Annotated in this window: 8 protein-coding genes, 2 pseudogenes and 1 CRISPR repeat array (1 of these 11 cut by a window edge); of the genes and pseudogenes, 4 read left to right on the forward strand and 6 right to left on the reverse strand. The window is 42.2% G+C overall.

What is annotated here, in order from left to right:
• Positions 1–6 precede the first annotated feature (6 nt).
• Together AC2SLO_RS04985 and AC2SLO_RS04990 are read left to right on the forward strand one after the other, a co-directional pair.
• Positions 7–1,218 carry a VWA domain-containing protein gene (locus AC2SLO_RS04985; protein WP_486542751.1) on the forward strand — a complete coding sequence of 404 codons (1,212 nt, stop codon included), beginning with the start codon at positions 7–9 and terminating at the stop codon, positions 1,216–1,218.
• Positions 1,218–3,683 (forward strand): YehQ C-terminal OB-fold domain-containing protein, encoded by a 2,466-nt coding sequence (locus tag AC2SLO_RS04990; protein ID WP_486542749.1) that lies wholly within the window; start codon positions 1,218–1,220, stop codon positions 3,681–3,683. The genes AC2SLO_RS04985 and AC2SLO_RS04990 overlap by 1 nt, the downstream gene beginning before the upstream one ends.
• 325 nt (positions 3,684–4,008) lie before the next feature.
• Here AC2SLO_RS04990 and AC2SLO_RS04995 read toward each other — a convergent pair.
• From AC2SLO_RS04995 to AC2SLO_RS05015, 5 genes and pseudogenes are all read right to left on the reverse strand, one after another.
• A pseudogene (locus tag AC2SLO_RS04995) lies at positions 4,009–4,433 on the reverse strand (integrase core domain-containing protein); the annotation flags it as partial.
• 258 nt (positions 4,434–4,691) lie between these two features.
• Positions 4,692–5,585 (reverse strand): ABC transporter ATP-binding protein, encoded by an 894-nt coding sequence (locus tag AC2SLO_RS05000; protein ID WP_486542747.1) that lies wholly within the window; start codon positions 5,583–5,585, stop codon positions 4,692–4,694.
• 79 nt (positions 5,586–5,664) lie between these two features.
• Complete coding sequence (locus AC2SLO_RS05005; RefSeq protein WP_486542745.1) at positions 5,665–6,831, reverse strand: FecCD family ABC transporter permease; 1,167 nt, start codon at positions 6,829–6,831, stop codon at positions 5,665–5,667.
• A gap of 54 nt (positions 6,832–6,885) precedes the next feature.
• Entirely contained in the window at positions 6,886–7,788 is a 903-nt protein-coding gene (locus AC2SLO_RS05010) for a heme/hemin ABC transporter substrate-binding protein (protein ID WP_486542743.1), read from the reverse strand.
• A 57-nt stretch (positions 7,789–7,845) separates the two neighbouring features.
• Positions 7,846–9,039, reverse strand: a complete 1,194-nt coding sequence (locus tag AC2SLO_RS05015) for a ChuX/HutX family heme-like substrate-binding protein (protein WP_486542741.1) — start codon at positions 9,037–9,039, stop codon at positions 7,846–7,848.
• 341 nt (positions 9,040–9,380) lie between these two features.
• Here AC2SLO_RS05015 and AC2SLO_RS05020 point away from each other — a divergent pair, with 341 nt between their 5' ends.
• Entirely contained in the window at positions 9,381–11,651 is a 2,271-nt protein-coding gene (locus AC2SLO_RS05020) for a TonB-dependent receptor plug domain-containing protein (protein WP_486542739.1), read from the forward strand.
• Positions 11,652–11,862: 211 nt separating this feature from the next.
• Complete coding sequence (locus tag AC2SLO_RS05025; protein WP_486542737.1) at positions 11,863–13,149, forward strand: HmuY family protein; 1,287 nt, start codon at positions 11,863–11,865, stop codon at positions 13,147–13,149.
• A 129-nt stretch (positions 13,150–13,278) separates the two neighbouring features.
• Here the strand turns inward: AC2SLO_RS05025 and AC2SLO_RS05030 are convergent.
• Positions 13,279–13,588: pseudogene (locus tag AC2SLO_RS05030) on the reverse strand (IS982 family transposase); the annotation flags it as partial.
• Positions 13,589–15,081: 1,493 nt separating this feature from the next.
• Positions 15,082–15,939: a CRISPR direct-repeat array (repeat unit 32 nt; unit sequence GTTTCAATCCACGCACCCGTGATGGGTGCGAC) (it continues 2,571 nt past the right edge of the window).

A 15,939-nucleotide genomic window follows, 5' to 3' on the forward strand; every position in this document is an offset into this window, starting at 1 on the left:
TAAGCTATGAGCAGTGATCAAAATTTTCAAAAAGACCCCTTCAAAGATACGGAGAATCTTAGCGAAACCCGTGCAAATTCTAATAATCCAGCCCTTAGCCGTTGGCGATTAATACTTGGTCGCTATAGTGATAAAGCTTTGTCTGATGTGGCTTTATCTGGAGATCAAATGCGGTTGGAGCGTAGTTTGGATTATTTGTATAACCGGGAATATGATAATCGGGGCGACTTATTAAGTAATAAACGAGGCAAACAAGGCAGTGGTGGCTCACTCGATGACTCCCAATTAACTGCCGTAAATTGGCTGAATCAAGCTCGTGAACTGTTTCCCCAAAGCACTTTTGAACGAGTACAAAATCACGCCCTCGAACGCTATCAATTAACCAAACTTCTCAAAAATGAGGAGGTTTTACAACAGTTAGAACCCACGCCACAATTGGCCAAAGCCCTACTTAGTTTAAGAGGAACCTTGAGCGAAGAAGTTCGCGATAATATCCGTCGTATTATTGAAAAAGTAGTGGCTGATATTGTTGCCAAACTTCGGCCAAATTTTGTCAATGCTCTACAAGGTCGACGAAATCGTTTTCGGCGATCCTTTATTGCTAACAGTCAAAACTTTGACTGGAAACGGACAATCATGGCCAACCTGAAAAACTATAATCATGATTTGGGTAAGATAATCATACGTGAACCTATATTTAATGCCCGTGTGCAGCGACATTTGCCATGGACGGTCGTATTATGTGTGGATCAAAGTGCTTCTATGCTAAGTTCAGTAATGTACAGTGCTGTCTGTGCCAGTATTTTGGCCAGTTTGCCTGCAGTTACCGTTAAGTTATTGGTATTTGACACCAATGTGGTTGATTTAAGTCATATGGCTGATGATCCTGTTGAAGTCTTACTGACAGTGCAGCTTGGGGGTGGGACCAATATTGCAAAGGCTGTACAATATGCTGAGTCTATTATTACAGAGCCGAAACGAACGGTATTTGCGTTAATAAGTGACTTTGAAGAAGGGGGCTCGGTACCGCATTTGTTAAGTTCAGTTGCTAGAATGCATGGTCAACAGGTTAAATTATTAGGATTAGGGGCTCTTGATGATAATGCCAATAGTGTCTACGATATTCAGATGGCCCAAAAATTGGTGCAACACGGCATGCAGGTTTCGGCACTAACCCCAGAGCATTTTGCCGATTGGTTGGCAGAGGTAATGAATTAATGAATCATGCCAACCCCAATTCCAATATCAGCACCAACACAAATTCAAATACCAATACCAAGTCCTTCAACAGGGCTATCAGTAGCCTGATATCACATTATCAAGCTTATGATGAAGAAGCATTGAAAACTTATGCCAATGCCGGATTATTACGTCGAGCCAAAAAAGATGTGGCGGCAGGCAAAATACAAATTATCGACGATGAGTCCATTGATGACCAATCAACTAAAAAGCCATCTGCCACAGAAGTTCGACTAAACAGCGATAGCCAGATAGTAACTTTACCAGATAATGGTTTGACCCACGCCAAATGTGATTGCCCCGCAGTGAGTGCCTGCAAGCATATCGTTGCTTCAGTGTTGTATCTTCAGACCTTAGCCGGCACGCAACAAAAATCCAATAAGCTAGTAAAATCAAATGAGCTAGCGGAGGAAAATGATGCGCAAGATAGTGTAAAGTCAGATAGCAAGCCTAGCATAATTGATGATGGTTCGACTGAGCATGCAAAAGCCCAAACTAATATTGAGGACTTAAAGACAGCTACAGAGTATAAAAGTCCAACTGTTCTTAATGAATTATTGGCTTTGCAATTAGAAGACTTACAGAAGATAGCTAAAAAAATCACTAAAGCGAAGCGGTTAAAAGCGGTGGCAATGGCGCTTACTTATTTTGAAACTTACCCTATTGCAACCACTACTACCACTGATAACGATAAAACCCAGATAGATATTGAGCAAAACAGTATCAATATTCAATTGGCCAACCAAAGTCAGCGGATACGTTACATACAAGGAGCAGGTTTTTCAGGGATGCTATCTAAGATAGAAAAAGACCCTGATAGTTATCATTGGTTAGCGATACTGGAAGTAAAACGTGCCTATGATTCTGAGCAGAACTTTCAACCTATTAAACAATGGTTGATACAAAGCTTACAAACCGATTCAACGTCCAATAATCCAGCTTCAAACCCTTATTTAATGCAGCAGTTGCCACAGTCAACGCTTGTGTTACTTGAAGATATAGAGAGTGAAATTCAAAAATTAGTGACACGAGGTTTGACTCACATTGATGCGTTCGCAGCCAATCGTATGCATCTCAATAATACCTTAGCTCGCAGTCACCACTTACCTAGATTAGCGACACAATTACGTCAAATAAGTGGTCAGATGCATGATTTTGTTAAGGGTAATAATCATATTAATGAACGGCAGATTTTATTTGGGCTGGCAGATTTAACAGCCTATCTTTATCAGTTAAAACATTGTGATGGCGATGAGTTGGTCACTCTTCGTGGTAAATTGCGGAATGCTTATGATACTGATCAAAACCTTCCAAAGTTAACATTATATCCTCTTGCAGCTGAGTGGTGGCAGAGTCAAGGTAAAGCGAGAGGGCTTACCTTGTACTTTTATGAACCTAATGAGCAGCAAATCATAGATTTGACTCAAGCTAGAGCGCAAGGTCAAGATTTAAATTTTGACAAACAGTCTGCTTGGTTTAATGCGGTCTGGCTATCTTCAAGTCAAAGTTTAATGAATCATGTCAATACCTTATCAAACCCAAGGTTTAATGCTAATGGGGGGTTGGCAGTGTCGGGCAGTAAAGTCACTGAGAAAAGTTCTTTAAAGGATAACTATAGTGATTATTTGGCGTGCGTTGAAACGGTGTCAGTGGCAGATTGGTCAGAGCTGGTGCAAACTTGGCAGGATAAACTGTCTTTAGATAGTGAGTTAGATAAAGTTGTGGTGTTAAATCCTACTAAAATAGGGGAGTTATTAGTTGATGAAATTGAGCAATGTGTGTGGTGGCAGCTGGCTGACAAGGCTAATAACCAACTGCGTTTACGTTTGGATTGGGATAGTGACGATGCTCAAAGTATAAATAGCATCAAAAAGTTAGAACGACTCAATATGCATGATATCAAAATGGTAGTCGCAAAAGTCAGTTTTGATCAGGATAAGATAGAGTTACTCCCTTTAACTTTAATATTGCATGACGGATTATTTCATTTAAATTACGATAGGGTACCTACTAAGAAGTTGACTTTAAAAGAGCTGTTATCTGGCAAAATAAGTAAATTGATGAGTAAAAAAAGAAGGCTGGATGAGATCGATGTTATTAAACCTATGACTTTGTCGCATTTAATTTGTGAGCCTATTTTAACTGTTTTAGAAAGCTTAACCGCTAATGGCAGAATTCAGCCTACTGAAGGCCAAATTAAACAGTTACGCTATCAACAAAAGTTGGCCAGTGATGCAGGCCTTAGTATTATCGCCAATAGTATTAAGTCTCTTTATACGACCAAAAATACAACCAGAACTAATACAGTAGAAAGTACAGAGCCTATAAATTCTTTAACTATATCAAACACCTTACAAACGATCAGCCTACTACAGTTGGTCTATTTATGTCGACAATTGTTATTGTTAGAGCTACGTATGCCAGTGGTTATCAATAGCGAGTAAATTAGGCCGATTAGTTTAAATAATAGAACTTACGCACTATCATAGGCGCAAAGACTATGCTAGATCGAACTTAACTTAGGTCTCAAATGACACCACTGATTATCGACTAACTGACAAACAGGAGCCACAATAGGTCTAAATAACTTAATATGCCATTGGTACATGGACTTAAACATCGTCGATAAATAGCCAAAGCCAAATAATGATGCAAACACATGGTTTTTAATCAACCGTTTGTGTCTTACTTGAAACTTCTCTACAGAGCACAACTGCTTCAACGCCCGATGGGAAACACCCCCATATTTAAAACACTAAATAAGTAGAACTAAGCTGTCATATTAAGTTTCTGAATTGGCGTAAAGCCACCATTACCCATATTGGGTCTCTCGTTATTATAGTGATTGAGCCAAGTTTGGGCTTGCTGTCTCACTTGCTCTAAACTATCAAACAACTCTTGATTAAGCCAATCATTACGTACTGTCTTGTTAAAGCGCTCAACATAAGCGTTTTGCTGAGGATTACCAGGCTCGATATACTCGACGATAATCTCTTGTTCATCAGCCCAGTCCTTTAAATCATTGCTAATATACTCAGGACCATTATTACCCCTGATTTGATTAGGTTTAATTCAAGCTCACGGTAGATACGATAAACACGCTTATGATTGTAAGGTAATCTGAGTACATTTCTTAAGTATAGAAAGCATAGTTTAAAGCTCCAGTTTTTATGGTCGTTTGTCAGATCAATCAACAGTTTGCGGGGTTTATTTATAGTAGCTAAGGCGGTAATCAAAATTAAAAATAAAAGAAGTAAATGATAATAATTACTATTTACATTTAGGTATAAATGTATTAGACTGTCTTTACTGCATGGATGGCAGCAACGGTAAAAGAAAAAACCGAGAATATCAAAAGAACTAAAAACAATAACTATAAAGCGGGTTTTTCAAAGCTCATTAAGCCTTTGCTTAATGAGCTTTTATTGGTTACCAAATCTGAATGGTTTAGCCTAAATAAACACTCGGCCACCTGCGGTATCATAGGACTCAATGGACACTTGATAAACAGGGTTTAAGAATTGTTGAATCATCACCGCATCAGGTATGCCTTGGGCAACGATGCCGCCTTGTTTCATTAAAATAACTTCATCACTGTAGCGGTAGGCATGGGTCAAATCATGCAATACTACAATCACCGTCTTAAGCTGCTGGCGAACCAAGTCTTGCAAATAGGCCAGCAAAAAACGTTGATGACGAATGTCAAGATGATTGGTCGGTTCATCGAGCATTAAGATATCGGTATCTTGCATCAACGCCCTAACTATAGATAACCGCTGCTTTTCGCCACCCGATAAATGCTGTACCCGTGTGTCTTTTAAATCATACAGCTCAAAATCCATTAACAGCTGATGGGCTTTTAACGTATGGCTAGGACGAGGCGACTGATACCAAGTTAGTTGCGGCGAGGCACCCAGTAGGGCGTATTGTAAAGTACTTAATGGCAGCTCATAGCGCTCATGTTGCCCAACCCACGCTATTTTCCCTTGACTGACTAGCTGGTTTTGCTGCCCGATTGTGCTGTCAATAGAGCCTGTTGTTGTTAAACCTGTACCACTGTGCTGATTGAGTAAGCTGTGTAATAACGTACTTTTACCTGCACCATTGGGGCCAATAAACGTGGTGAATAACGATTTATAAATGGTTAAATTATCAACACTTAACAGCGGCTTAGTGCCTGAATATACTTTGAGGTTTTGTATTTCAAACAATGCTTTTTTTGGCACTTTATTAGTGTTATTAGGTGCACTAATTTTGGGTTCTGCTGATTGCAAGTTAGCACTAAGCAAAGAATTGTGTGAGCTAGTAGGTTTTGATGGGTTAACAGTATGACGAGGGGAGGGCATATCGCTGTTATCCTAATATAAAAAAATGCTACAGATGCAATGAGCATCTTTCATTTTAAAAAGAGAGGGTCGACTCGTCTTAAAGACGAGAACGGCGCATAAATAACCAAATAAAGAAGGGGCCGCCTAATAATGCCAACACAATACTAATGGGCAAATCGACAGGGTAGGCAATATGACGGGCAAAGCTATCGATGACTAATAAAAAGATGCCGCCAAGCCAGCCTGACCATATCATTAGCCGCATTCTACCACCACCAAACAAAATAGCGAGCAGGTTGGGTATCATCATGCCAATAAAACCAATCACACCAGATAAAGACACTGATGCCCCAGTCAGTAACGCCGAGGCTATCACCACTAAGGTGCGGGTGCGTCCCACTTTAATACCTAAAGATAATGCTGTGTTCTCACCCAGCATTAAGCTATCTAGCTGGCGACCAAGCGGTAAGATAAGTACCAAACCTAATACGATACAGCCAATGGCGTAACGCATCGGTACAAAGCCTGCTTCCGCCATACTGCCTGCCAGCCAATTGGTAGCACTACGCAGCACCATATCATCAGACATAAATAATATTAGGCTGACCAAAGCACCGCAAAACGCACTAATGACAAAGCCTAAAATGAGCAGTCCCATTTGTCCACCGCCCAAAAAGCGATGACAGCCTAAAATAAACAGACACACAATTAGACTACCCACAAAGGCAGCTAGAGGCACACCAATACCTGAGATACCAAAGGCAAGCACTAATACCACACCTAAAGCGGCGCCGCCTGAGGTGCCAATAAGGCTAGGATCTGCCAAGGGATTCTCGAACAAAGCTTGCAGCGCCGCCCCACTGACGGACAATGCCATGCCGACTAAAAGAGCAGACACAATACGTGGATAGCGTAGCTGCCAAAGGATATCGTCTAGCGTTGCGGGGTTCTGCCATTCGCCAAAGCCCACCCCTAGGCTCAGCCAAATGATAAGTGCTGATGCCAGAAGGGCAAAGGTATAGGCCAATAAATATCGGCGCAAATGTGAGGGCGGTGTTGTCTCTAAAATAGGGTAGGTAGAGATGATAGATGACTCATTGACCGCTGTTTGCTGGTCATTTTTTTGCTTAGTATTCTGCTGATTGTCAGCTGCTTGCTGAACAGCTGCTTGCCTAGCATCTGCTTTGTTGACAGTGGCAGGACTTAAGCGTTTGCAGGGCTGCTGCTTAGATAACTGTTGTTTAGATAACTCTGAATGCGACATAGGCCTTGCCCGTTAACAGGAGAGTAAGTTTAAAGGAGGACATGACCTAACCCATTATCTGGTGGATGATAGCCGATGCAAGTTATTTATGACTCTTGGCGAGTCCAGCCCATAGCGCAAAAAGTCATTGGCGGGCCAAAAATAGACTTTATTATTTTTGCCTGCTGGGCTAATGGCGACTTCGGGACGCTGACGAAACTTAGCCACCGACCCAATGACGGGTTTATTATGGTCTGCAATAATAATGACATCGGGCTTGGCAGCCAGCCAGCCTTCCCGAGATAAGGGTTTTAAACCTGTCACATTGGCAGCATTGATACCGCCCGCTCGTCTAATTAACTCATCACCTACCGTGCCTTTACCAGCAACGATACGCCCGTCATAGCTTAGGATATAACGTGTTTGTGTGTCTGGCTTGGCGGCCATATTTTGCATCCAATTTGACGCTAAACGATTGGCCTTGCTCGGTTGTCCGACATAGCTACCGACCAACTTAATACTATTGGCAAACGTTTTGACGTCTTCATTAGATGCCACATTCACCGCTTTTATATTAAGGCTATTTAAGCGCTGGTAAATACTGCTGGGCTGCACCATATAGCTGCCCAAAACTAGGTCTGGTTTCACTGCCAATACCGATTCGGCAGTCACGTTGCGGTGCATGCCTACGGGCTTGGCGTTGCGTAATGCAGGGTTTTTATTCAGTGCATTCTTACCCACAACTTTGTTAGCGCCGCCAACGGCAACCACGATATCTGCCACATCAGGGCTTAGTACCACGATGCGCTCATAAGCATTTGCGGCTTGACTAAGCAATATAGTGCTACAAATTAAACCGCCTAAAATTGACCTTTTAACAGCATTAAAAGCAGCTACCTGTTTTGAGAATGATTTAGCAGACTGTACACTTGCTAAAGCGTAGCAATTAGGGGGGTAAGTCGAGGTGAATAAATTCATAACTATCCTATTAAAGCTTTACGTATAAAAAGTTTTGCAGTAGCGATAAGACTAGTTTTATACTTGAGCATAGCTCTCAACCAGATGAGCCGTTATTTCCTGCCAGTAATCTTGTTCTGGCTCACCTTCTTGGCGTTGACCAAAAAAAGTAATAATGCTAGTGCCAAATTCATCAAAACTTTCAATACAAGTTACAATGCCGTCTTTAGTAGGGCGTTTAACACACCATACTTGAGCTAAAGCGTTGTCTTTAAGATGCAAAGTAAAGTCGGTCTGCTTCTTATCTAAAATATTAATCCAATCGCCCATGCGTTTAATCTGATGCACTACGCCCGTTTGAATTTGCACCACACCATTATTACCCACAAAAACCATGATTGGCTTGGCTTTTTGCTCAGTAAATAACAACAGGGCTTCGATAGCCTCTGGCTTTAGTTGACATGCCATACCCTCTGGCGCTTGACGATAGCTACTTGCTCTATCAACATCTAGGCTTTTTAGTAGCATATGGAATTGATGAATATCGGTTAATGCCAGCCATTTTCGTTGTAGCTTTTGCCTCTTCTCTGCTGCCAAAACTTTAGGCTGCCATTTTGCAAAAGAAGGAAGCGTTTCCAAATCAGCAACCACCTTGTCTGTATCAATGTCGGCTACTGTCTTGGCATGCTCAGCGATTAAATCCTGCCACTGCTGTAGGGCCGTATCGCTATAATCACGTAAAAACACCTTACAAATGGCACTGCCATAACCGTCATAAAACTGAATACTAAGCGATTCAGGCAACGATACATTAGATTGGTCATTCGTTTTGTCATCTGCTTGGCTATCCGCTTTATTATGAGTCTTGCTATTGGCTTCGCTAGGTACAGTTACTGCCAATATATGTTGCCACTGACTCATAAAAAAGCGTAAATCTAGCCCACCCACATTCAGCGCAATACCCATACGCTCGCCCAGTTTTAGGTTCTGTAATTGGCCAAGCTTTTCATGTACCGCCAACTCATTGCGTACGATGCTCTCGACTTTACTAAATTGGGTCAATGTCTGTAGTAGTGAGTGGCAATCTGTGCCTAAATATTGGCTATGCGGTGATGCTAGCATCAGCTCAAGCTCACTCACTGCTAATTGTTTAGCCCCCTCTAGCGGAAATAACATGCGATTTTGCGATTTTTGCTTTTGATAATCGTCCCACAGTGAAGCATTCTTTTTAGACAGTAGATTCTGGGATGGGTTTAGTTTAGCAACAGACATAGCAATCCTTGTGCTGAGTAATTGAATAATGCTTTGCAGTATAGTTAAGTTTCTATAGCAGCATTTATCGCTAAAAGCATATTTAATCCTACTAACTTAGGCCTACTAAATAGGGGAAATATCCGCAACTCGCGCTTAGACCATCCTATAGCCAGTCAGGGTTTGATGTATACCAATAACGACAGTAAGTATAAACACTAACAGAGTAAGTGTAAATAATAATTATTAACAATTGATATTGATTATCATTTGCAATTAAGTTACAGTATGATACAAATCATACATAAAGATGAAAGAGTACAGACGTTCCTAGAGGTTTTTTTACAAAAAGGAAAACAAGGTTGGATATCATTAAACGAGGCTATATTGCCGAAAATATTATGTTCCAAGCTAAGCTGGTTAGCAAAGTGGCCATTAGCAGTGCCTTTGTGCTGTTTTATAGTAGTGTAAATAATAGTGCCCAAGCCGATGTAGTATTAAATACCAATACAGCACTCAATAACGGGCAAGAAAGTGTGGGTACACCATCTAGCTCTGATGCTAGCCTTGATAACAGATCTGACACCCGTATGCCAGTTGCCTATCTTGATCCTATCGTCGTCACTGGGACTCGTTCTCAAAAAAGTCTTAGTGATGCGCCAATTGCTATGCAGGTTATAGACTCACAAACCTTAAAAGACCACCATGCCCATACGCTAAAAGAGGCTTTGCAACTGCTGCCCAATGTTAATTTGGTGCCCTTACATGGAAAAACAGGCTATGAAGTACGGATGCAAGGCTTTTCAGGCGACCAAGTATTAATACTGATAGACGGCTTGCCCATTAGTGCCAGCACTGGCTCAACCGTAAACCTGAACCAATATTTAAACACCAATGTGGCACAAATAGAAGTGATTCAAGGGGCTGCATCGGCACAATATGGAAGCTCAGCTATGGGTGGTGTCATTAATGTCATTACCCAACCCATTATAGATAGCCAATCAGAGATAACTATGGAGGTGGGCAGTAATGGCTCTCAAAACCCCTCTGGTAAGAGACTAGATAACAATCACAGCTATATTGAGGGCAGCATACAAGGGGCTATATCGGCAGATGGACGCCTTAAAGCCAGAGTATCAGGATCTCACCTTGATGATAAAGGCTTGAGTGTGGATACCGAGGCTTGGCCACTACTCAAAGACCCTAGCAAGCAGCAACAGCTGACAGCAAAAGTTACCTATACCCCTAATATAAATGACGTCAACCAGATCAATCCCAGTCATCAATATTGGCTTGAAGCAAACGTATACGCAGAAGAGGATGTCAGCCGTTTTAGTTATTATGTGCCACCAAAATATCTAAAACAGCAGCGCAATGAAGATATTAAGCGTCAGCGGTTTAGTGTGGGCGGTATTACACAGATTACCCACCTCTTTAGTGGTGATAATAAAGCCAGTAACTCTGATAAACCTATCCTATCGAATCAAGTCTATAAGCTATCAGGTTCCGCTTTGTATGAAAACTATGACAGCGAGTCTGATACCCGGTCTTATAAGCAGTCTTACAACCAATCAGAAAGCACGTTAACCAGCAATCGTGATGCCCAAATTGAGACAAGTTTGGCACAAGTCCAGCTTGATTTCCCCATTATCTATAGTGGCAATAGCAACTCATATAATCAGTCGCATAGCTTACAAGTAGGGACAAAATGGCAGCAAGATAGCCTAAAGCAAACTAAAAATGAGATTTCTGAATTAAGCAGCGATGATGTCAGTCGTCATGTGTTAGAGGCCTATATTCAAGACGATTGGATGATTGGTGATAGTTTAGAGGTTGTCATTGGAGCACGTTATCAAAATGACAGCGATTTTGGCGGTCACTTTGCGCCAAAGCTTGCCGTTAAGCAAGATTATTTCGATAGTAGCGACCGCAAACACAGCTTTAGAGCCAGCATCGGTAGTGGCTACCGAGTACCGAATTTAAAAGAACGTCATTATGTTTTTGACCACAGTAATTTTGGTTACAAGGTCATGGGCAATCCCGATTTAGTACCCGAAACCTCAACCAGCTATCAGTTAGGCTATCAAACCAATATCAAGGCAGACCTCTCATTAGCCCTTAATGGCTTTTACAATGATGTTAAAGACCTGATTCAAACCGATAATAGCAATCCTGACTATGATGGCAACATTGCCGTTTATCGCTATAACAATATTGATAAAGCCGTCACCTATGGTGCTGATGCTAGCATGGACTGGCAACTAAATGATAAGGCAAAACTAAACGTAGCGTATGCGTATCTGCATACCGAAAATAAAGCCACAGGGTCAGACTTAACCTACAGCCCCGAGCACAAAGTTACTGCAAATCTAAACTATCAGTTAACCGACGCCTTACAACTGATTCAGCAAGTTCGCTATGAGTCAAAACAACTAACCGATACCACCCGCCAAAGCTATTCGCCTAGCTGGTGGGGGCTGGACAGTCGAGTCAATTATAGTGCTACGCCTAATTTAGATATTTATGCAGCGATTAACAACCTACTCGATGAGCAGCGAGATGCCACTGATACCAATGATCAACGTCCCGTTGACAATCGCCAGTGGCTATTTGGGGCAAGCTATCATTGGTAAAAAGGTTTTTTAGAAGAAAAGTTTAATGACTTAACTCACACAAAAATAAGATGTCACAACTTTGGAGGGAACTGGTTGTTATTTATGAATCGACTGGCACTACCTTAAGATGAGTCATAAATGATTACCAGTCGCCAAAATACTCTGTCATAGGTAAGTTTAGGTAATACTTTAATCCTCCATTTTCCAACGACCCACTAAGGATACAACTATGCATAACACGATGAAGATTTCAATGTTACAAGGCACCGCCCAGCAATCCAAGCAACCCCAGTTGTCCAATATCACTAAGTCAGTTTTACGGGTTATGGGGACAGGGCTGTTTGTATTAGGGTGGTTAGGTTTGACGGCTTGCGGCGGCAGTGATGACCACCATAACAGTAGCAATGACCCCGTAGTTACGCCAGAGCCTGAACCGACGACGGCTGATTTTAGCGAGTCAGCAACTTGGGAAGTGGATGGCGCAGCAGCCGAGGCCTGCTATGACATTGATACCCAAAAGCAGTTAGCGTGTACCAGTGACACTTGGGATATCAAGTTTGAAAACAAAAATCGTTCAGTTAGCCTATGGACCAATAGTGGCATTAGTGGCGACGGTAAAGGCGCAGCCTTTTATACCATGCCTTGGAGTGAGCTTACTGATCTAAAAAATGCCCAAGAAGTACCTGCAGTCGGCTTTAAACCAGATAGTGGTTCTGGGGTATTTAAAGTAAACCCTTGGTATGCCTATAACTTAAATGAGCAGCACAAGCTTGCCCCCAATAACCGTGTTTATCTGGTCACGACAGATGCCAATGATGCCACCACAACAAGCTTGGTCAATAAGCCAGTCTATGCCTTACAATTCATCAACTATTATGATGATGCTGGTCAATCAGGTCATCCTACAATACGCTGGATTGATACCGCCCTCCCAAATCAAGTACAAACCAAAACCTTGGATGCCAGCTCAAGTGACGATTGGATATACCTAAACTTAGCCACAGGTGAAACCACTACCAAATCGGGCGACTGGCAAGTAGGGATAAAACGCTATGACGTTATACTTAACAGCGGTGCTTCTGGTTCTGGTAACGTAGGCGGCTATGTGGCAAAGACACCAGCAGGTTATTACGATGCTAATGGCGAACCTATTAAAGCTAAGTTTGCCGAGGACAATACGGCAGCAAGCCTAACCGATTTAACGACGGTGTCCGCTTATGACATTAGTGCCGATGGTGTGCCATGGATAACCGATGCTGCAAGCTCACAGTTAAATCCAGAGGCAACCGGAACCTATCCTGTTATTGACTATGGCTGGTATGTGTATAAGGGAAATGAAGGTCATCGCTTATTCGCTAAGCCTGAGGGAGAGCGTATTGGTGGGTTGATTCGTTCAAGCGAGGGCAACAGTTATGCTCGTTTCTATCTAGAAGATATTGCCTACGTTGATGACATGGCAACAACACCTAGCAAATGGACGTTTAAGTTTGATATCCAACCTGCTAAAGCAGAGTGATGTATACTTTTGAAAGTGACTTGTGTGGTTTACGGATATTTTAGATAGATAATAGATTTTGACGACAGTAAAAGCCCCATCATAAGCTATATTTATGTTGGGGCTTTTTAATGCTAAGTTGATTAATCAAGCATCAACAAAGCTAAATCCTGTGCATGCTCCCATCAATCCATTAAGGTAGACAACAGTGCCATAATGGTTTTTGGTACTAGTTCAATAAAGCGCGAGTAGATTAGAAATTTAGGAAACTCGCGTCTTTTCATGGCTAGCATATGATGATAGTAAAAGCCTTTAAACTGCCGATAACGCCGTTGATGAAGCAGTATTAACAGGGTCATCATCTCTTGTGCACTTATCTTGCATGGTCTTAATTGCTTCATGCTGTTTTCGATAAGATACCGTTCAAACTTTGGTTTGAATGCTTGGTAAAATCGTCAATATAGCAGTAAGTTTAATTAGATTGTCTATGTAATAAGTCCTTGTTGCAAAGCTTGTCTTGGTAAACTTACTTTAGCAATTTTGGATTTATTTTTTTATACATTTTATCTTATCCTAAATTCAGATTATAAAAAAAGTCTCAGTCGTTCGTTTTCTCATATCAAAACTCCTTATGGGTATCTTATAAGAAATTCTACGTTTGAGCTTTGTTATTTTAGGGGATAGTTACAATTTTATGAAAATGTAGAATAAATACAAGGTCGTGATGGATACGACAACTAGAAAAACGCATTTGGGATGTGACTGGTGACGGTTTCAATCCACGCACCCGTGATGGTGAGGTGGGGGCTTTCTGAACGTTTGGGAAACGTTCAGCCCACCGCAAGGGAAAATTTATAATTTTCCACGACGAGTACGATGTTTCTCAGAAAATCCCCTTAAAGAGATTTTCTCTTGCGCAGCTAAAATTGCAGTGCAATTTTTTAACGCTACTCACCACGCACCCGTGATGGTGAGGTGGGGGCTTTCTGAACGTTTGGGAAACGTTCAGCCCACCGCAAGGGAAAATTTATAATTTTCCACGATGCTTAGTTATTAAGATGTTTCTCATAAAACTCCCTTAAAGGGATTGAATCTTGCGCAACTAAAATTGCAATGCAATTTTTTAACGCTGCTCACCACGCACCCGTGATGTGAGGTGGGGGCTTTCTGAACGTTTGGGAAACGTTCAGCCCGCCGCAAGGGAAAATTTATAATTTTCCACGACGAGTACGATGTTTCTCAAAAAATCCCCTTAAAGGGATTTTCTCTTGCGCAACTAAAATTGCAATGCAATTTTTTAACGTTGCTCACCACGCACCCGTGATGGGTGCGACCTTAACTTGTTTGCCGTAAGGTGCAAATACATGTTTCAATCCACGCACCCGTGATGGGTGCGACGTCGTGCGTGTGATTGCTTGCCCGGCGGTAATGGTTTCAATCCACGCACCCGTGATGTGAGGTGGGGGCTTTCTGAACGTTTGGGAAACGTTCAGCCCGCCGCAAGGGAAAATTTACAATTTTCCACGACGAGTATGTTGTTTCTCAGAAAATCCCCTTAAAGGGATTTTCTCTTGCGCAACTAAAATTGCAATGCAATTTTTTAACGTTGCTCACCACGCACCTGTGATGTGAGGTGGGGGTTTTCTGAACGTTTGGGGAACGTTCAGCCCACCGCAAGGGAAAATTTACAATTTTCCACGACGAGTATGTTGTTTCTCAGAAAATCCCCTTAATGGGATTTTCTCTTGCGCAACTAAAATTGCAATGCAATTTTTTAACGTTGCTCACCACGCACCTGTGATGTGAGGTGGGGGTTTTCTGAACGTTTGGGGAACGTTCAGCCCACCGCAAGGGAAAATTTACAATTTTCCACGACGAGTATGTTGTTTCTCAGAAAATCCCCTTAAAGGGATTTTCTCTTGCGCAACTAAAATTGCAATGCAATTTTTTAACGCTGCTCACCACGCACCCGTGATGGGTGCGACCCATTGACTGTGACAGCTTGGAATAGGGCTTTGTTTCAATCCACGCACCCGTGATGGGTGCGACTCTTACCCATTCCGTAGCATTATATGGATAACCTGTTTCAATCCACGCACCCGTGATGGGTGCGACGTCAGACTATGAGCGTGATGATAACTGGTGGCTAGTTTCAATCCACGCACCCGTGATGGGTGCGACAAATTGTTTAGCACATGATAGCAAATGCTATGTGTTTCAATCCACGCACCCGTGATGGGTGCGACTTATCAGGGTAACTCAGGATGGGCCGAGTACAGTTTCAATCCACGCACCCGTGATGGGTGCGACGATATGTTGATGATGCAGTTGCCATATTGGTTGTTTCAATCCACGCACCCGTGATGGGTGCGACACAATGTCGGCGCCATACTAGACGAGTTTAGACGTTTCAATCCACGCACCCGTGATGGGTGCGACCAAATCAACTTGGAGTCCTGCAAGTTACGTTAAAGTTTCAATCCACGCACCCGTGATGGGTGCGACCTATCAACAGCAACCTATACAAACCATGCAAGCGTTTCAATCCACGCACCCGTGATGGGTGCGACAACTGTCGCATTATTTACCCTTAAATTTTCCGCGTTTCAATCCACGCACCCGTGATGGGTGCGACATTTTTGCTGTATCTTCTTCTATAGCCTCTAAAGTTTCAATCCACGCACCCGTGATGGGTGCGACCGTAAGCTGATCAGATTAAGCCAACCAAACTGGGTTTCAATCCACGCACCCGTGATGGGTGCGACGTTAATTACAACACTCTTGCCCTGCAAGTTAACCCGTTTCAATCCA

This window comes from Psychrobacter sp. CX14 (assembly GCF_057396205.2).